This window comes from Aquiflexum balticum DSM 16537 (assembly GCF_900176595.1).
In the GTDB taxonomy this organism is placed as follows: domain Bacteria; phylum Bacteroidota; class Bacteroidia; order Cytophagales; family Cyclobacteriaceae; genus Aquiflexum; species Aquiflexum balticum.
Map to the genome: position 1 here is coordinate 1,027,410 of NZ_LT838813.1, position 18,816 is coordinate 1,046,225.

At 39.1% G+C, this 18,816-nt stretch carries 14 protein-coding genes; 10 read left to right on the plus strand and 4 right to left on the minus strand.

Features of this window, described 5'->3' with window-relative positions; genetic code table 11:
- From B9A52_RS04545 to B9A52_RS04555, 3 genes are all read left to right on the plus strand, one after another.
- Window positions 1-1,191 carry a lipoprotein N-acyltransferase Lnb domain-containing protein gene (locus B9A52_RS04545; RefSeq protein WP_084119184.1) on the plus strand — a complete coding sequence of 397 codons (1,191 nt, stop codon included), beginning with the start codon at window positions 1-3 and terminating at the stop codon, window positions 1,189-1,191.
- 65 nt (window positions 1,192-1,256) lie between these two features.
- On the plus strand, window positions 1,257-3,293 hold the full coding sequence (gene uvrB / locus B9A52_RS04550) for an excinuclease ABC subunit UvrB (RefSeq protein WP_084119185.1): 2,037 nt from the start codon (window positions 1,257-1,259) through the stop codon (window positions 3,291-3,293).
- A gap of 277 nt (window positions 3,294-3,570) precedes the next feature.
- A complete protein-coding gene (locus B9A52_RS04555) occupies window positions 3,571-4,209 on the plus strand; it encodes an AlbA family DNA-binding domain-containing protein (protein WP_084123391.1) in 639 nt (212 codons plus the stop codon).
- Here B9A52_RS04555 and B9A52_RS04560 read toward each other — a convergent pair.
- Complete coding sequence (locus B9A52_RS04560; RefSeq protein ID WP_084119186.1) at window positions 4,204-5,118, minus strand: 1-aminocyclopropane-1-carboxylate deaminase/D-cysteine desulfhydrase; 915 nt, start codon at window positions 5,116-5,118, stop codon at window positions 4,204-4,206. The genes B9A52_RS04555 and B9A52_RS04560 overlap by 6 nt on opposite strands.
- A gap of 62 nt (window positions 5,119-5,180) precedes the next feature.
- Here B9A52_RS04560 and B9A52_RS04565 point away from each other — a divergent pair, with 62 nt between their 5' ends.
- Window positions 5,181-6,221: an RluA family pseudouridine synthase gene (locus B9A52_RS04565; protein WP_084119187.1), complete on the plus strand. Its 1,041-nt coding sequence runs from the start codon at window positions 5,181-5,183 to the stop codon at window positions 6,219-6,221.
- An 885-nt stretch (window positions 6,222-7,106) separates the two neighbouring features.
- On the plus strand, window positions 7,107-11,489 hold the full coding sequence (locus tag B9A52_RS04570; RefSeq protein WP_084119188.1) for an AsmA family protein: 4,383 nt from the start codon (window positions 7,107-7,109) through the stop codon (window positions 11,487-11,489).
- Between the two features lie 119 nt (window positions 11,490-11,608).
- Here the strand turns inward: B9A52_RS04570 and metK are convergent, their stop codons facing one another.
- Window positions 11,609-12,862 carry a methionine adenosyltransferase gene (metK, locus tag B9A52_RS04575; RefSeq protein WP_084119189.1) on the minus strand — a complete coding sequence of 418 codons (1,254 nt, stop codon included), beginning with the start codon at window positions 12,860-12,862 and terminating at the stop codon, window positions 11,609-11,611.
- Window positions 12,863-13,051: 189 nt separating this feature from the next.
- Here metK and B9A52_RS04580 point away from each other — a divergent pair, with 189 nt between their 5' ends.
- Window positions 13,052-13,225: a PLDc N-terminal domain-containing protein gene (locus B9A52_RS04580; RefSeq protein ID WP_084119190.1), complete on the plus strand. Its 174-nt coding sequence runs from the start codon at window positions 13,052-13,054 to the stop codon at window positions 13,223-13,225.
- Here the strand turns inward: B9A52_RS04580 and B9A52_RS04585 are convergent.
- Complete coding sequence (locus B9A52_RS04585) at window positions 13,220-14,116, minus strand: TIGR01777 family oxidoreductase (RefSeq protein WP_084123392.1); 897 nt, start codon at window positions 14,114-14,116, stop codon at window positions 13,220-13,222. The genes B9A52_RS04580 and B9A52_RS04585 overlap by 6 nt on opposite strands.
- Before the next feature lie 54 nt (window positions 14,117-14,170).
- Window positions 14,171-14,539 carry a fluoride efflux transporter CrcB gene (gene crcB, locus B9A52_RS04590; protein ID WP_084119191.1) on the minus strand — a complete coding sequence of 123 codons (369 nt, stop codon included), beginning with the start codon at window positions 14,537-14,539 and terminating at the stop codon, window positions 14,171-14,173.
- A 144-nt stretch (window positions 14,540-14,683) separates the two neighbouring features.
- Between crcB and B9A52_RS26080 the strand changes: the two genes are divergently transcribed.
- From B9A52_RS26080 to B9A52_RS04605, 4 genes are all read left to right on the plus strand, one after another.
- Window positions 14,684-16,126, plus strand: coding sequence for a M16 family metallopeptidase (locus tag B9A52_RS26080; protein ID WP_231955490.1), 1,443 nt, complete (start codon window positions 14,684-14,686; stop codon window positions 16,124-16,126).
- On the plus strand, window positions 16,120-17,496 hold the full coding sequence (locus B9A52_RS26085) for a M16 family metallopeptidase (RefSeq protein ID WP_231955491.1): 1,377 nt from the start codon (window positions 16,120-16,122) through the stop codon (window positions 17,494-17,496). Before B9A52_RS26080 ends, B9A52_RS26085 begins: the two co-directional genes overlap by 7 nt.
- Window positions 17,497-17,614: 118 nt before the next feature.
- On the plus strand, window positions 17,615-18,241 hold the full coding sequence (gene pnuC, locus B9A52_RS04600) for a nicotinamide riboside transporter PnuC (RefSeq protein ID WP_084119192.1): 627 nt from the start codon (window positions 17,615-17,617) through the stop codon (window positions 18,239-18,241).
- Entirely contained in the window at window positions 18,231-18,761 is a 531-nt protein-coding gene (locus B9A52_RS04605; protein ID WP_084119193.1) for an AAA family ATPase, read from the plus strand. Before pnuC ends, B9A52_RS04605 begins: the two co-directional genes overlap by 11 nt.
- Window positions 18,762-18,816 lie beyond the last annotated feature (55 nt).

The window sequence follows — 18,816 nt, forward strand, 5'->3', positions numbered from 1 at the left end:
ATGACGGCTCTTTTTAAAAAAATCATAATCACTTATACGTTTATTTATCCGTTTAATTTTTTAGTGGCTGCACAGGATTTTCAGGTCAGTTTATTGACCTGTGATCCTGGAGATGAATTGTATTCTGCATTTGGACATAATGCCATTAGGGTTCTTGACAAAAACAGCGGACAGGATTTCGTTTTTAATTATGGAACCTTTGATTTCAATGTGCCTTTTTTTTATGTCAAATTCACCCAAAGGACTTTGGACTATATGCTCAGTGTGACCACCTTCGATCGGTTTTTGATGGAATATAATTACAATCGAAGAAGTGTGAGAGAGCAGATCTTGGACCTTAGCCCGGAACAAACAATGGAAATGTATAAATTCCTTCAGATCAATTATTTGCCACAAAACCGTTTCTATCGATACGATTTCTTTTATGACAATTGTGCGACCCGAATCAGGGATGCAATGGAAGAAATTTTGGGAGATCAGTTGGATTGGAATGAAGACCTATTGGCAGAAGAAAAAACTTTCCGAAACCTTATTGATGAATATGTATATAGACTTCCTTGGGCAGATTTCGGAATTGATCTGGCTTTGGGATCGGTCATCGATGTGAAGGCGGAAGAAAGAGAAAAACAGTTTTTACCCGATTACATGGAAACTGCTTTCGGTAGGGCTATGATAGTAGGAGATGGACCGACCCGACCCTTGGTAAAAGAAAATAGGATTATCCTGGATTTTCCCGAAAGAACAGCCGTATTGGATTTATGGAATCCACATATCATATGGTGGGCTTTCGCTATGGCAGTGTTTATCCTGACCTATATTGGATTTAGAAGAAAAAGGCTTTTCAAAGGTTTTGATATTGCCTTTTTCAGTGTTTTGGGATTGTTGGGATTATTGGTGGTTTTGCTTTGGTTTTTTACTTTTCATTCTCAGACCAAATACAATTGGAACATTCTGTGGGCTTTCCCAGGACACCTTTTTCTGGCAATTGCACTCCTCAGAAAGAATACCAAACCCTGGGTGAATAGATATTTGATGGCTGCTATGATTTTAGCCAATATGACACTTGTCTTCTGGATATTCGGTTGGCAGTCTTTTCATTCCAGTATTATACCCATTCTTCTTGTGATCCTGCTCCGTACCAATTTTCTCTATTATAACCTGAAAAAGTTCAGTGTGGAACAAATTGCATAATCTTTCCATTTCTTAAACTATTTACCGGTCGACCGTTGTTATAAACTTCTTACAAGCCGACTAACATGGACTTCAAATTAGTATCAGAATTCAAACCCACAGGGGATCAGCCAAATGCCATCAAAGAGCTGGTAAAAGGCATCCATGATGGGGAGCCTGCACAAGTTCTTTTGGGTGTTACAGGTTCAGGTAAAACCTTTACCGTCGCTAATGTGATCCAACAGGTCCAAAAACCGACTTTGATTTTGAGCCACAACAAGACTTTGGCAGCACAGCTTTATGGAGAATTCAAACAATTTTTCCCTGAAAATGCCGTAGAATATTTTATTTCCTATTACGATTATTATCAACCGGAGGCGTTTATCCCCACAAGTGGGACCTATATAGAAAAAGATCTTTCCATCAACGAAGAAATTGAAAAACTGAGACTCAGTGCATCATCAGCCCTTTTGTCCGGGAGAAGAGATGTGATCGTAGTCGCTTCTGTTTCCTGCATTTATGGTATCGGAAACCCTGAGGAATTTGGTAAAAATGTCATCCGTCTTCAGGAAGGAGACCGGATTCCAAGAAATCAGCTGCTCTTCAAACTGGTAGATATCCTGTACAGCCGGACCAACAATGAGATGACCCATGGAACCTTCAGGGTAAAAGGGGATACTGTTGACATTTTTGTTGCCTATGCGGATTTTGCTTTCCGTATTTTCTTCTGGGGTGATGAAATCGAAGCCATCCAAAGAATAGATCCTGCAACCGGAAAAAAACTTTCCGATGAAAAAATCATTTCCATTTTCCCAGCAAATCTTTTTGTAACAGGCAGGGACGTCATCGATACCGCCATCCATGAAATTCAGGATGACCTGATGGCACAGGTTTCCTTTTTTGAAAAGGACATGAAACTCATTGAGGCCAAAAGATTAAAAGAGCGGACAGAATTTGATCTGGAAATGATCCGCGAATTGGGCTATTGTTCGGGAGTGGAAAATTATTCCAGGTATTTCGATAGAAGACTACCGGGGACAAGGCCCTTCTGTCTGATCGATTATTTTCCTGATGATTTCCTTTTGGTGGTGGATGAAAGTCATGTGACTCTTCCACAGGTGCGGGGAATGTGGGGTGGAGACCGGTCAAGAAAGGTGAATTTGGTAGAATATGGCTTCCGTCTTCCCTCAGCTATGGATAACCGTCCACTGAATTTTGACGAATTCGAAAGTCTGATCAATCAGGCCATATATGTTAGTGCCACCCCTGCTGATTTTGAACTTGCGAAAACCGGGGGAGTTGTAGTGGAACAGATTATCAGGCCAACCGGGCTTTTGGATCCCATCATTGATGTCCGGCCAAGTGCTAACCAAATCGATGATTTGTTAGAGGAAATCGACGAGAGAATCAAATCAGGAGATAGGGTATTGGTCACTACCTTAACCAAAAGAATGGCTGAAGAACTTCAAAAATACCTCGAAAAAACAGGTGTCAAAAGCAGGTATATCCATTCTGAGGTCAAGCCTTTGGACAGGGTTGAAATTCTCCGGGAACTCCGGTTGGGGATTTTTGATGTACTTGTAGGGGTAAATTTATTGAGGGAAGGGCTTGATTTACCTGAGGTTTCTTTGGTTGCGATTTTGGATGCTGATAAAGAAGGCTTTCTAAGAAACGAGAGAAGTTTGGTTCAGACAATCGGAAGAGCTGCAAGAAATGAAAACGGGAAAGTAATCATGTATGCGGATAAAGTCACTGAATCGATGCGGATGGCGATAGATGAAACCAAGAGGCGGAGAAGTCATCAGATAGCCTATAATGAAGCGCATGGAATTACTCCTACGACAATCATCAGGTCAAAAGATAAAATCATGGGTCAGACAAAAGTGGCTGACAACAAGAGAAATGCAAAAACCTATGAAGAAACGATAAATGCAGAGTCTTTGGTAGCAGCTGACCCAATAGTTCAATACCTCAGTAAAGACAAACTTGAAAAGCTGATCGTGCAGACCCAAAAAATGATGGAAAAGGCAGCCAAAGAATTGAACTTTATGGAAGCAGCCCGGTTGAGGGATGAATGGCAGGGTATGAAAAACAGATTGGAGCAGATGAAACGAGGGGTTTAAACAGAGGTTGGAAAGGGAGAAGCGAGAAGCGAGAAAAGATAGCCTTTAATGGGAAGATTTGACAATTATACAAAGTATAAAGTACCACGTACCAATACCAGTTTCCCCGAAATGATTACGATGTGAATTTGAATTGGCCCATTTTGTAACTAATTATTGCTATTCACCAAAACCTGCTAATTCTATCACAAGTGAAGGCAGGAAACTGACAAAAAAGAGGACAATTCAGTTATTATCCAACGCAACCACTCAAATCATTACTTACCCTATTTCCAAAATGACTTTACAAGAAATACATAAAATTGCAAAGCAGGGAGAAGGCCTGAAAGTGGAATTCAAAAAGAAAGCGGCATTTCCGGAAAAAATCGTTAGGGAACTGATTGCACTGGCAAATACTGAAGGTGGATATTTATTGATCGGAGTGGATGATGACGGCACGGTCAGTGGTCAGCGATTTATAGAAGAAGAGGTGTTTGTCATGGAAAAAGCCATTTCAGAACATATCCATCCTCCACTGCACTATGAGATAAATGTCATTAAGTTAAATCCAAAAAAAGGAGTCGCGGTATTTGTTATCAATAAATCGACAAACAGACCACATTTTCTGGTAGAAGAGAAGAGAAAAAAAGCTTTTGTACGAGTGAAGGATAGGAGTATTCAGGCCAGTCGGGAAATGTGGGAGATCCTGAGACGGAGTAAAACCCCAAAGGATATGGTTTTTACCTATGGCGAAAAAGAAAACATTCTTCTTAAAACCCTGCACGAAAAAGGAAAGATTACCTTAAAGGAATTCCAACAAGTGGCTAAGTTGCCTGTATTTTTAGCTTCCAAAACGCTAGTCCGTCTTGTTTTGGCCAATGTAATCAATATTGTACCTCAGGAAAACGAGGATTTTTTTACCCTAAAGGAATCATAAAGGGAGCTCGGTTCCATATTTTTGGTTGAATCCTGCTATACCCTGCAACCCGCCTGTATGGATAGCCAATATATGCGAGTCTTCAGGAAAAAAATCCCGCTCGATAAGATCAAAAATTCCAAACATCAATTTACCTGTATATACCTGGTCTAAGGGTATTTGGAATTGGTTATAAAATTGGCGGATGAAGGCGATCAGTTCCGGTTTGGTCTTGCCATAGCCTCCAAAATGGTATCCGTTGATTATTTGATACTTACCTGAAACTAAGATTTTGTATTTTTTGATCAAATCCTCCATTTCTTTGAAAATAAAATCTCCCTTCAAAGCAGAAAAACCCAGTAGATGTTGATCTTTTCCTATACTGCCGGCCAATCCACCAAAAGTTCCTCCTGTTCCGATTGAAGTGGCAATATGGGAAAACTCCAAATCAGCATCTGTCAGAATCTCTTTTGTCCCTTTTATAGCCAATTCGTTGGTTCCTCCTTCGGGGATAAGATAAAAGTCCCCGAATTTTTCTTTCAGATTTTGAAGGATTTCCTCTTCGTTTTTCCTCCGGTATTCGCTCCTGTTTAAATAATGTAAATGCATACCGGTATATTCTGCAAATGCCAAAGTAGGATTCAAAGGCAAAGTTCTTTCGCCGCGGATTACTCCAATTGATTCAAATCCCAGTCTTTGAGAAGCAGCGGCCAAGGCATAAATATGATTGGAAAATGCACCTCCAAAAGTGAGAAGCAGTGATTTATGCTGCCTTTTTGCTTCCTCCAAATTATACTTTAGTTTAAAAAACTTATTTCCAGAAGCCAAATCATGAACCTGGTCCAGCCTTTTGATGGAAAGCCTGATCCCTTTTTCCTTTAATAGAGGAAAAAAAAGTTCTTGGGTCGGTATTTCATTGGGGTTTAACAGCTCTTTTTGGTAATAATACCCAAAATAACCAAAACTTGCTTAAATGCCCTTATTTTTGTGACATGGAAGAGCGAATCGGTCCCGAAAATTTTGAAGAGGAAGAAGTAGAATTGTTTGAACACCACAGCTTTGTTGTGGATAAAGGACAAAGTTTGATCAGGATTGATAGATTCCTGACAGATAAGGTGGCCAATTCCACTCGAAATAAAGTTCAGAATGCCATTGATGCAGGAAATGTATTGGTCAACGGTAAGCGAATCAAATCCAATTACAGGATAAAACCATTGGATGAAATCAAGGTTTTCATGGAAAAACCGGTTTTACACACCGAAGTGCTTGCTGAACCCCTTCCTCTTGATATCATCTTCGAAGATGACTATCTTTTAATTGTGAATAAACCCGCAGGCATGGTGGTCCATCCTGCCCATGGAAACTGGACAGGAACACTTGTCAATGGGTTGGTTTATTATTTCAATCAGTTACCCACCCTTCCCGGAAATACGGGAAGACCGGGATTAGTTCACCGAATTGACAAGGATACTTCAGGACTCTTGGTGATAGCCAAATCTGAGATTGCTATGACAGACTTGGCGCATCAATTTTTTCATCACCTTATTGAACGGACCTATCTGGCTTTGATCTGGGGAGAACCCAAAGAAGACAAGGGGACTATTGTAGCCCATGTAGGAAGGAGTCCCAAAGATAGAAAAGTAATGGAATCCTATCCCGACGGTTCCCAAGGCAAACACGCAGTGACACACTGGAAAGTGATAAAAAGGTTACGGTATGTCACTTTGATCCAATGTAATCTGGAAACAGGCAGAACACATCAAATCAGGACCCACATGAAATTTCTTGGGCATCCATTGTTCAATGACGCCATGTACGGAGGTGATAAAATCAGAAAAGGAACTCAATTCGCAAAATATAAGACTTTCATTCAGAATTGTTTTGATTTGATGCCCCGCCAGGCTTTACATGCTATGTCTCTCGGATTTATCCATCCTATCACCAAGGAAAAAATGTTTTTTGAAACACCCTTAGCTCCTGATTTTGCAGCTGTTATGGAAAAATGGGAGAACTACGTGCAATTTGAAAACTGATTATTGCCAAGGTTTTTATCCGGATTTTTTCAATTATGGCAAAAAATTCCTTTTGGAAACTGAAAATCAGTTGCTAAGTTTTTAAAATTCAAACTTCCGCAATCGATTTAATTTTTTTTATTCGAAATAAAATTCGATTATTTTACAAAAACTGTAATTTTTCATTATAAAATTTATAATTATATTAATTTATTGGATTTCTGTTTAACTTTGTAGGGTTAATTTAAATAAGTTACTTCTTGTAATTTATCATGTGGGATCAAAAAAATGGCGGGAATCCTAAAAAATCCCGAAGGTTCGAATCCTTCTCCTACATCCGGTTATTTTGGGTTTATTGTTAATTGACTAAAGCTGTGAAATATTTTCACAGCTTTTTTTTTGATACTGTTCAAAAAACAATCCTAAGTCAATAGTTTTGAAATTTCTGCAAAACTGCTTTGAAAAAAATTTAATTTAGTTGTGATATTCAACACGAAATTACATTTATGGAAATTATTTAGTATTAAAATTAAAAATATTGTAAATAAATATTCTTTTGTTTAAATTAATTTTAATAAATGACTCGCTTTGTTAATTTTGACCCGTCTTCAAGATAAACACAGCATATTGTAGGATGTTGAAACTGGCAGACAAGCCCTCCTGTCTCGGGGGTGGGGATCCCTAAAAGGATTGAATAAAGTTTATCAAGAGCTCTGATATTACCTAACTACCCCGTGGAGGTTCGAATCCTTCTCCTACAGCAATTTTGGATTATATTTCTCTGAGAGGAATTCTGGCCTGTTCATAACAGATTCAGGATTCCTCTTTGTTATTCTAAGAAAATGGGAATATTCCATTCTTTCTTTCCGAAGGTTTTGTATTACTTTTACTAGAGTAGTGGACCTAATGGAAAATAAAAACGAACAAAGCATAGTTGGTAAAGCCAAAAAGAAAAAGTACCTCAAGATAACAGGAGGTATAGTTTTATTTTTGTTGGTGCTCCAGGTTACATTTTATTTCGGGGCTGATTTTTTTCTGCGAAACTATTTGAAAGAAAAAGTCACAAAAGCTTCAAACAATAAATATGAGATTGATTTTGAAACGTTTCATATACTATTGTTCCAAAGAGGGATAACTTTCGAAGGGTTTACTATAAATCCTGTCGAGGACAAATTTGATGAATTTTCTACGACACCATATTATAAGGTAGCAATTCCTGAACTTTCCATTACAAAATTAAATTACCTTTTCCGTAAGAAAGAAATCGTAATTGGAAATATAGACCTGACAAGTCCGGTAATTGATTCCAGAATGGATAAAATGGATTCTCTTGAAGTTTCCAATGGGCCCTCTCCCCTCAGCACTTTACAAAATGAGATTAAAAAATCTTTTTTGAGCTCCAGGTTAAATGAGATAAGAATAAGGAATATCAATATTAAGGATGCAGATGTTCTGCTTAAAAATTTCATTGCCCAAAAAGAGATCAAGGCGGAAAACACCAGTATTTACCTCAAAGACATACAGCTTTTGCAGATGAGATTCCCTGAGACTCCATTCAATGCAGAAGGATTTTCTTTTGACCTGGATAATTTTGAGGTATTGCTTTCTGACAGTATCCATACAGTGAAAGCGACAGAAATAAATGTGTCTTCTATTGAAAATTATATCAAAGCAAAAAAAGTAAATATCATACCTGATTTTGGTGGGTATTCTTCTACTTATTTTCAGATTGATCTGGAAAATTTGTTGTTGAGTGATGCAGATATCAATAAGGTGTTTTATACTTCTGAAGTTGAAATAGGTGAACTTAAGCTCCAAAAACCCATTTTCAATCTTTATGAAGGAGCGGAGGAGAAAAAAGATACCGAATCAAAAGCCTTTGATTTTTATAATCTGATAGAAGGGATCCTTGCTTCCATCAATATCAAACAATTTACAATTGATGAGGGTAAATTTACCCAAAGAGCGATCTCTGAATTTGATAAACACAAAATTAATGCTGAGAGGATTGATTTTAAAATGGAGGATTTTTATGTGGGTCCCGATGAGTCAAAAAAGCAGGATCAGTTTTTTTATGCAGACAATGCCTCGGTAGAGTTATATAAGGTGGATTTGGCCCTCGGGGACAGCATTCATTGGATTACAGGTGATTTTGTAAAATTATCCTCTTTTTCGGACGAGATAACCATTGACGGTTTTCATCTATTTCCGATCAATGTTAAAGATGGTGATGATGAAACCAGCCTTTTCAATATTGAAGTCCCCGGCCTGATGATCAAAAATGCGAATCTCAAAAAAACCTATAACGAAAGAATTGTCGATGTAAGTGAAATAGAGATCAATAACCCTGATATCCTTTTAAAAGACTTAAAGTCACGCAATAAAAAAAGAGAACCCTTTGATCTCAAAAAATTATCGAATGATTATTTGGAAGCAATTTATGTTGAAAAGTTAGTCATCAAGGATGGATCCTTGATTGTGGACAACAATATCAGAATCAGGCAGGACAGTCTTTCTTTTGGCAAAATAAGTATTGTTTTGGAAAACTTTGCATTGGATCAAGCTACCAAAGAGTCCAGTGCCAAAGGAATTTTTTGGGCTGATCACTTGCAGTTGGAGCTGGAAGATTATGCATTAAAATTGGCCGACAATTTACATGTGTTCAAAGCAGACAAGATTTTTTTGGATACCAAAAGCAGGATGATTAAAATCAATGGTTTTGCGCTGCAGCCTTTGTATAAGGGCTTTATTGACAACGTTTTGGACAGGTATGGCGTCACAACTTCAGTGGATATATTTGTTCCCCAATTTGAAGCTTTGGGAGTGGATATTCCCAGAGCCTATTTTGAGGGAGAACTGCTCGTTGAGGAAATCAGGATCCCTTCTCCGGCAATCAATATATACCGGCATCGGGCTAAAATAAAAGATGATGACACCGATAAAATTGAAAAAAGAGAATTGTTGGGTCTGTTGAACAACTACTTTTCAGAAGTCAAGGTTGACGCAGTTGTAATCAACAAGGCTAAAGTCAATTATGAAAACTATGCTGATGAACGAACAAAGAGATTTTCGGAAGATGAAGTCTCTTTATCAGTCAAAAACTTCCACATCTACGAAGGGATAAACACCAATGCAATTAATTCTCTTTTTTCAGAAGAGGTTGATTTAAGCTTGAACAATTATGTGTTCAGTTTTGGAGATGGGAAATACAATATCGTGGCCGATAGAATTAGCTTCAACAGTTCAACTGAAGAAATCATCACCAGTAATGTAAAGATCACTCCGAGTGAGACTTTTTCGGACAAAACAAAAATTATAGCTGAAATCCCATCACTTTCTTTTACGGGAGTGGGGCTTGAAGCATTCTTGTTTGAGAATACACTCAATCTTGAAAAAGTCAAACTAACCGGTTCCTCGGTAGACCTTCTTATCAACAATGATTGGGAAGAAACTGCTTCTCAAACTGCAAGGCGAAAAAAAAGAACCTCAGAAAGAGGATTGCCAAAGAATATTGAAATTTTCATGATTGATACTATTGAGGCCAATAACGCCCAATTCAGTGTTTCATTCAAGGACCAGGGAACCCAAAGGGAATTGGTCAATACCGGTATTAACCTCTCCGTCTTTAATTTCTTTTTGGATTCTGCTAAAATCTCGAAAGGAGAAATTGCCGGATTTTTTGAGGGATTATCTTTGGGTATTGACGAATTTTGGTTGACACTGAATGACAGTATCCATCAGGTTACCTTTTCAAAGGTAGAATTGGATACCAGATACGAGGGCATTTTATTGAATAACTTTAGGGTCATACCAAAAAATCTATTCGGTAAACCTGGTTCCCCTGTTTTTTCAGGCCATATTCCTACCGTCCTGATCAAAACCAATTCACTAACTGAACTGCAGACCAGTAAGGACCTATGGATCAAAGAATTGAGACTATTCAGACCGGACCTTGAAATTTTCATTGATGGGGAAAAACTCCAAAAAGGCAGCAAAACGAAGAAATCCTCTGAGAAAAATTTTCTGGAAAGCCTGAGAATAGATGATTTTGAAATGATGGAAGGAAATCTGGCCATTTTTGATAAAAAAGCTGTAAGAGAACCTTTCGAATTCAATTCGTTGAATTTTGGGATTCAGGAACTGGAATTTGATCTGTCGGATATGGAGTCCATCGATAAGAATATATTTCTTAAAAAAGACTTTGGAATTTCATTTCCAAATTATGAAATCCTCTTGGCAGACAGTCTCAATAAACTGAAAATAGGATTGGTTTCTTTAACAAAAGATGAGATAAAATTGACAGATGTGGAATTCCTTCCCAGGTATGGCAGATATCAGTATAACCGGATTGTAAACTCCCAAGTAGATGTGGCAAGTGTCCATATTCCCTCCATTATAATCCAAAAACCTGATTTGATTGAATTTGTGGATAACAGGAAAGTGATAGCCAAATCTGTAAGGCTGACGGATTTGGTAGCGGATATTTTCAGAGATAAAAGATATGAAAGAGAACCGGGTATCCATAGGTACATGCCACAGGAATTAATGCAAAAGGCAGGCATGGATGTTTCGGTTGATTCCCTCTTTATTGAAAATGCTGCCATTAATTATTTTGAGTTTCCGGAAGTTGGAATGATCCCGGGACAGTTATCATTTAACAAACTGAATGCAGCACTATATCCTTTCAATTTGGTAAAAGAAGATGCAGTCTATCCAAATGAAAAAATGTTTTTGTTAGCAAATGCCAAATTAAATGGCCGGGCCGATTTGAATTTGCAAGCTCATTTCTTTTTTGACGACCCTTACCCTATAAATGTCAATGCGCAGTTAGGGGAATTTGATCTGGATCAGCTAAATTCCATTTTAGAACCAAATGCTTTTGTCCGGGTTACCCGTGGAAAAATCAATGGTGCTGATTGGTCTTTTATAGCAGATGAAAAAGAAGCCATTGGCCGAATGGTCATTCTCTATTCTGATCTAAAGCTCGAATTACTTGACGAAAGAACTCTGGAAAAAGGAACAGGAAGAAAAGGGATTTTGACTTTTGTATTGAATACTTTTGCTGTAAGAAGTAACAATCCAAGGCGATACCTAAGGAAGCCAATCAGTTCCAGCATTTACGAGCCCAGAAACACAGAACGCTTTGTTTTTAATTATTGGTGGAAGGCCACTTTCAGCGGTCTCAAGGGTAGTCTTGGTCTGGGTCAGGACAAGGTCCCCAAAAAGAAAAGGAAAGAAGCCGAAAAAAGAAAAAAGCAACTGGAGATGAGCCTGAAAGAAGAAAATTAAACCACTCTTAGGCAGGCGCAAAAGGAAATCCATTTGGCAATAAAGGAAGATTGAACAAACGGACTTCAAACATTGATAAATAAGTGAGTAGCAAAAAAGCGGCCTGTGAGCCGCTTCTTTTATAAATCAAATGCTTTTTTGATCCTTTCGACAAAGTCAAGCTTTTCCCAAGTGAACAGTTCCACATCAAAGGTCAGGGTCTTGCCATCAGGTGTTCTGAATGTTTTGCTTACCACTTCATTTTCTCTGCCCATATGGCCATAGGCCGCAGTCTCCTCATAGATTGGATTGCGGAGTTTGAGCCTTTGCTCAATCGCATAGGGTCTCATATCAAATATCGCCTCAATTTTTTTGGCAATTTCTCCATCTCCCATGCCTACTTTCGAAGTGCCATAGGTATTGACATAAATCCCCATAGGTTTGGCAACACCAATCGCATAGGAAACCTGTACCAGAACTTCATCTGCCACTCCTGCCGCCACCATATTCTTAGCAATATGCCTGGTGGCATAAGCCGCAGACCTGTCAACCTTGGAAGGATCTTTGCCTGAAAATGCCCCGCCGCCATGGGCCCCTTTACCGCCATAGGTATCCACAATGATTTTTCTTCCCGTCAGACCGGTATCACCATGAGGGCCTCCGATGACAAACTTCCCGGTGGGATTGATATGGTAAGTGATCTCATCGGTAAACAAGGCCTGAATATTGGGTTTCAGTTTGGATATTACTCTTGGAATGAGAACCTGTATCAGATCCTCTTTGATTTTGGCCAACATCTTGGGTTCATCATCAAAATCATCATGCTGGGTGGAAATGACAATGGTGTCAATCCTTTGGGGGACATTATCATCCGAATATTCTATGGTGACCTGTGATTTGGCATCAGGCCTCAGGTACGGAATATCCTTTTTTTCCCTTCTCAGCATGGCCAGTTCTTTCAGGATTCTATGTGAAAGTTCCAGGGCCAAAGGCATATAATTATCTGTTTCCTTGGTAGCATACCCAAACATCATTCCCTGGTCTCCTGCTCCCTGTTCTTCGGGATTGGACCTGTCGACTCCCTGATTGATATCGGGAGACTGTTCATGAATGGCGGAAAGCACCCCGCAGGAATTACCGTCAAACATGTATTCGCCTTTGGTATAGCCGATCCGGTTGATCACATCCCTTGCGATTTTTTGAACGTCGAGATAGGTTTCTGATTTTACCTCACCGGCAAGCACTACCTGACCGGTGGTGACCAATGTTTCACAGGCTACTTTGGAACGAGGATCGAAAGCCAAAAAATTGTCAATCAATGCATCTGAGATCTGGTCCGCAACTTTGTCAGGATGACCCTCAGATACTGATTCTGAAGTAAATAGGTAAGGCATATAAATAATTAATTTAACGCGTTTCTTTAATGGTGCGTAAAAATAAGGTTTCACTGTGAAATAAAAATCCTATTTTGAAATTATTATGGGCAATCATTTTAATATTTGTCAATCCTGTTGGCTATCTTATTTTAATAATTGCCAAGGAGAAATAAATAAAATCAAAAAAAACTTTAACCCTCGGAAACAATGTTTGGACTAGGAATCGTCGGCTTGGCCATTTATGCATATACCATCTATGATGTCGTCTCCAGTAATTTTGGTGGACAAAATGATAAAATCGTATGGGTTTTGGTTGTAATATTCTTGCCGTTTTTAGGGACTATACTTTGGTTTCTGATCGGGAAAAAGGCAACTTTATGAGTTGTAAATTTTTTCTAAGGCCTCATCCAATTCAGGATATTTGAACTCAAAACCCGCCTTTAGGATTTTATTGGCCGAAACCCTATTTCCACCCAAAACCATTTGGGCCATTTCACCCAATACAATTTTCAAAGCAAATCCCGGCACACCTATTCCCACAAAAATTTTACCGACCTTCTTGGCAGCAGCTTTTGTGAGTTCCGCGTTGGTGGCAGGATTTGGACCTACTGCATTGTAGATGCCTTTCATTTCTCCATTTTCAATGGCAAAAAGAAACATCCTTGCCAGGTCGTCAATGGCTATCCAACTCATCCATTGCTGCCCATCTCCAAGCGGGGCTGCAATAGGCGGTTTGAGCATTTCTACCAAAGCACCCCCTTTACTGTCCAGGACAATCCCAATCCGCAGCAACACCGTGCGGATTCCGACTTCAGCGATTTTTTCAACTTCGTCCTCCCAAGCGTTTACTACCTGAGCTAAAAAATCATTTCCGGTTTTCCCATTTTCATCAATTAATCCATCGCCTGTATTAAAACCGTAATAGCCAACGGCAGATGCCGATACAAATACTTCAGGCTTCTTATTCGATTTTTCTATTGCGTGTTTGAGCAGTAATGTGGATTGTGTCCGACTTTGAAGAATAGCTTTTTTTCTCTCTGCGGTCCATCTTTTGTCCGCTACACCCTCCCCCGCCAAATGAATGATTCCGTCTGCCCATAATAAAGCCTCAGGATCAATTGTTTGCTCATTTACATCCCATGCGAAAGACTTTTGCTTATACTTTTCAGGATTTCGGCTCAGCCAGGCGACTTCGTAGCCATTTTTTCCCAACAGTCCTGTGATTTGCTTGCCCACCAACCCGGATCCTCCTGTAATCAATATTTTTTTCATCATTATATCTTTATGTAATTAACCAAGAGTTCTCAAATTGGTTAAAAATCATTTTCATTTAACCAACCCAAAACCCACAAAAACTGCCAAAACACCCAGTATCAAACTTCCCAAAATATATGCCATGGCTGTAAAATAATTACCTGATTGAATGAGATTTAGATTTTCTGATGAAAAGGTAGAAAAAGTGGTAAACCCTCCACAAAATCCTGTGATCAAAAGCAGGGACCAATCAGCGGGTATATTTTGATTTTTTGTGAAATAACCAAGCAAAAGACCTATTAGCAGGCAGCCCAACATATTTGCCGTGAACGTGGCCAATGGGAAGCTATTTCCGTATATCTTTTCTGCCGCTACTTTGACAAGATATCTCAATATACTGCCAACTCCGCCGCCAATGCCTACCAAGATGATTTGTTTCATTTTTAAATGGATTGGTGAAAACTTTATTTGTCAATAATGCCAATTGACATAGGCTAATATTTATATAAATTCTCAGATTACAGAAACAAATTACTTAAAATTGATTCCAAGTTAATGAACACCATAGAATTCAACCCAGCAAAAATGAAGCGAACCAAGTTTTTTATCCATTTTATATTTTTTATTGGGTTTATTGTTACAGGCCTTTCCCAAACTGATTTAGACCAAAAAGTGCCGCTTGACCCACGCGTGAGGATGGGTAAATTGGAAAATGGGCTCACCTACTATATACAGCAAAACCCAAAACCCGAAAACAAAGTGGAATTGAGGTTGGCGGTAAATGCCGGGTCCATATTGGAAGATGAGGACCAACAGGGATTGGCACACTTTACGGAACATATGGCCTTCAACGGCACCAAAAATTTTGAGAAAAATGAACTGATCTCTTACCTGCAATCTATTGGGGTGTCATTTGGCAGAGATCTGAATGCTTACACGGGTTTTGATGAGACAGTATATATCCTGCCAATTCCATCTGATGATGAGGAAAAACTCCGAAGCGGGTTTTTGGTCATGAGTGATTGGGCAGGGGGAATTCTGATGGAAGAAGCAGATATTGATGGGGAGAGGGGAATTATAGTAGAAGAATGGCGGACAGGACAGGGTTATAGCCAAAGGATGCAGGACAAATATCTTCCCTTGATGCTTTATAATAGCAAATATGCCGAGCGGCTTCCCATTGGAAAAATGGAAATAATTGAAAATTTTGAATACGAAACCATTCGAAGATTCTATAGAGATTGGTACAGACCCAACAATATGGCGGTAATTGCTGTGGGAGATGTAGATCCTGGTAAACTTGAATCTCTGATACGAGAATATTTTGGGGGACTGGAAAATCCGGAAAAATATACCGAAAGAAAGCAATTCGAAGTACCGGAACATTCGGAGACTTTTGTGGGCATTTTTACCGACGAAGAAGCACCCGGGATTCAGATTCAGCTGTTCTATAAACACAAAGCGCTTCCAAGTCAAACAAAAGGGGATTACCGAAATTTGATCTTGCGAACCTTATATGGGGGAATGCTAACGCAAAGGCTGGATGAAATCAGGCAAAAACCTGACGCTCCCTTTATTTTTGCAGGCACAGGTTATGGCAATTTTGTCAGAGACCTGGATTATTTTTCAGCCTCAGGGGTTGTAGCCCCAGGAAAGGTTGAGGCAGGCATTCAATCCTTGATCGTAGAAAATGAAAGAGTGGCCCAATTTGGATTTACTGCTCAGGAATTGGAACGGGTAAAACGAGCAGTACTGAATAGTGCCGAAAGGGCTTTCAAAGAAATGGACAAAGCGGAATCCCGGGCAATCGTCGGCAGGTATATCAACCATTTTCTGGAAGGTAATTTTGCTGAAGGAGAAGCTTGGAAATATGAATTCTATAAAGAAATCCTGCCAACAATAAGCTTGCAGGAAATAAATGATCTGGCAAAACTGCTTGTGAGAAATGAAAATAGAGTCATCATAGTAACCGCACCGGATGCTGAAAAAGGGAATTTACCTTCTGAGAAAAAAAAAAAAATATGCTAGCCCTATTTGAAGAGGTGGATAATATGATTCTTAGTCCTTATGAGGAAAAATTATTGGCAGAGAATCTCATTGAAATTTTACCCCAACCAGGCAAGATCGAGGAAATTTCAACGATTGAGTCTATTGAGGTTTCAGAGATTACTCTTTCCAATGGGGTCAAGGTATTTGTTAAATCCACTGATTTCAAAAATGATGAGATCGTTTTTTCAGCTATTGGTAAAGGCGGTGTTTCAGTATATGGGGATGTGGACCACTATTCAGCAAGCTATGCGGGGGTTTTGGTGAATATCATGGGAATAGGAGATTTTTCCCCTTCTGATCTCAGAAAAATTTTAGCGGGAAAAAGTGTGTCTGTAACGCCAAATATTGGCACCTATTCTCAAAATATAGCCGGATTTACTTCTCCCAAAGATCTGCAAACAACAATGCAGCTGATTCACCTCTATTTCACCCAACCCAGAAAAGACAGGGAGCTTTTTGAAGTGTATATGAACAACCAAAAAACCCAATTGGCATCAGCACAGGTAAACCCCGATTACCAATTCTCAAAACAGCTGAACAGGATTATTGCCAATGGTAATTTGAGAGCGATGAGTATCTATGATCCTGAGGATTTGGACAAAGTGGATATGGAAAGGGGATTGGAGATTTACGCAGACAGAGTTGGCAATGCCGCCAATTTTGAATTCTTCTTTACAGGCAATATCAATCTCGTAACATTTAAACCACTATTGGAACAATACATTGGAAGCTTACCTTCTGACAAATCAAATACCGATCAATTTGTGGATATGGGAATCCGGGCACCAAGAGGTAAAACAGAAACCATAGAAGTAGGTATTGATGAGAAAAGTCAGGTAATCCTATATTTTTCAGGGGAGACGGAATACGATAGAAAGAAAGCTTCCAGTATTTCTTATTTGGGAGAAATTCTGACCATCAAACTGATTGAGACCCTTAGAGAAGAAATTGGCGGTGTCTATGGTGTCGGTGCAAATGGCAGTTTGGGCATACAGCCTGTCGGAAATTTTTCATTTTCAATCGGTTTTCCATGCAGTCCTGATATGGTGGATAAACTGATAGATGCAGCATGGGCTGAAGTAAGAAAAATCCAGGAAAACGGACCCACTGAAGAAGACCTCAATAAGGTAAAGGAAACAAGAAGGATAGCGTTGGAAGAAAACCTCAAAAGGAACAACTATTGGAATGGGCAGCTTTCAGCTATCAGGACTTTTGGAATACCATGGGAGGTATTGTTGGAAGGCAGGAAATCAATCGATGAAATGAGTGTAGAAAGGATTCAAAATGTTGCAAAGGAATTTTTGACCAAAGAAAATCTTTTGGAAATCAGGAAGTATCCAAAAAGATGATCTGTCAAATTCGGAACTAAAGATTTAAATTTTAGTATCCTTTATTTCGGTCATCCGACATCCGACATCTATCAATACAAAATTTCCCATTTCTGATTTTTCTCTTTTAATTCGCCATATGGATGTACAATGGATCTGGGAAGGAATCAAAGAGGGAGTAGCAGCAATGACCTGGCTAGAAGCTGTGGCTGTATTTTTTGGCATTGCAAGCGTGTTTTATTCTATTAAGAAAAACATCCTGGTTTTCCCAACCGGAATGATCAGTACCATCATATACGTGTATATCTGTCTGAAGTATAAGCTTTATGCAGACATGGGGATCAATGCCTATTACTTTGCCATGTCCATTTATGGCTGGTACTTATGGAGCCGGCCTACCAATGGCAATCCTGAACTGCCTGTTACCTGGCTGAGCCATAAAGGCCTTATTCAGTCAGTTTTGCTCTTCTTAGCTTCATATGGTACCCTTTATTTTGTTTTGGCAAATTTCACAGACAGCGACGTTCCCTATTGGGATTCTTTTACCACTGCTTCAGCTTTTGTGGGAATGTGGCTGATGGCCAAAAAGAAAGTAGAAAACTGGATAGCTTGGATTATCACAGATATAGTTTCTGTGCCACTCTATTTTTACAAAGGGTTGATGCTCACTTCATTCCAATTTCTGTTCTTTACCGTATTGGCAACTATTGGATTGATGGAGTGGATAAAAGCCTCAAAGGTCAAAAAGGAGGAATATGCCACATAAAATCGTAGTGATCGGTCCTGAATCCACAGGTAAAAGTACGCTTTCAAAAAGCCTGGCAGAATATTTCAATTGTCCTTGGGTACCTGAATATGCTCGCAATTATCTTGAAAAATTGGAGGGCCAATACACCTTTGATGATTTGCTTGAAATTGCCAAAGGGCAAATCAGGGAAGAAGAAACGGCAATAAAAAAAACCGAAAACCTCTTAATCTGTGATACAGACCTTCATGTCATCAAGGTATGGAGCCAACACAAATTCGGAAAAGTACATTCTTGGGTAGAACAGCAAATAACCGATAGGAAATATGACCTGTATTTATTGACAGACATTGATATTCCCTGGGAAAATGATCCGCAAAGAGAACATCCGGAACCGAAGCAAAGAGAATACTTTTTGGAAATTTATAGAAACCTAGTTATAGATTCCGGAATACCTTATCAAGTAATTTCAGGATCGCTTGAAGAGCGAAGGAAAAAATCAATTGAATTTATAGAAGAAAAAATCCCCTTATTCAATTAATCATTATTGGTTCGGGCTATGTTGCTACAAACCTTAGAAAGTTTGGCCAATTGTC

What these genes read in the sequence shown, in the direction of transcription:
- B9A52_RS04545 (WP_084119184.1), top strand. Translation starts at nt 1, where the DNA reads ATGACGGCTCTTTTTAAAAAAATCATAATCACTTATACGTTTATTTAT.
- uvrB (WP_084119185.1), top strand. Translation starts at nt 1,257, where the DNA reads ATGGACTTCAAATTAGTATCAGAATTCAAACCCACAGGGGATCAGCCA.
- B9A52_RS04555 (WP_084123391.1), top strand. Translation starts at nt 3,571, where the DNA reads ATGACTTTACAAGAAATACATAAAATTGCAAAGCAGGGAGAAGGCCTG.
- B9A52_RS04565 (WP_084119187.1), top strand. Translation starts at nt 5,181, where the DNA reads ATGGAAGAGCGAATCGGTCCCGAAAATTTTGAAGAGGAAGAAGTAGAA.
- B9A52_RS04570 (WP_084119188.1), top strand. Translation starts at nt 7,107, where the DNA reads ATGGAAAATAAAAACGAACAAAGCATAGTTGGTAAAGCCAAAAAGAAA.
- metK (WP_084119189.1), bottom strand. Translation starts at nt 12,862, where the DNA reads ATGCCTTACCTATTTACTTCAGAATCAGTATCTGAGGGTCATCCTGAC.
- B9A52_RS04580 (WP_084119190.1), top strand. Translation starts at nt 13,052, where the DNA reads ATGTTTGGACTAGGAATCGTCGGCTTGGCCATTTATGCATATACCATC.
- B9A52_RS04585 (WP_084123392.1), bottom strand. Translation starts at nt 14,116, where the DNA reads ATGAAAAAAATATTGATTACAGGAGGATCCGGGTTGGTGGGCAAGCAA.
- crcB (WP_084119191.1), bottom strand. Translation starts at nt 14,539, where the DNA reads ATGAAACAAATCATCTTGGTAGGCATTGGCGGCGGAGTTGGCAGTATA.
- B9A52_RS26080 (WP_231955490.1), top strand. Translation starts at nt 14,684, where the DNA reads ATGAAGCGAACCAAGTTTTTTATCCATTTTATATTTTTTATTGGGTTT.
- B9A52_RS26085 (WP_231955491.1), top strand. Translation starts at nt 16,120, where the DNA reads ATGCTAGCCCTATTTGAAGAGGTGGATAATATGATTCTTAGTCCTTAT.
- pnuC (WP_084119192.1), top strand. Translation starts at nt 17,615, where the DNA reads ATGGATGTACAATGGATCTGGGAAGGAATCAAAGAGGGAGTAGCAGCA.
- B9A52_RS04605 (WP_084119193.1), top strand. Translation starts at nt 18,231, where the DNA reads ATGCCACATAAAATCGTAGTGATCGGTCCTGAATCCACAGGTAAAAGT.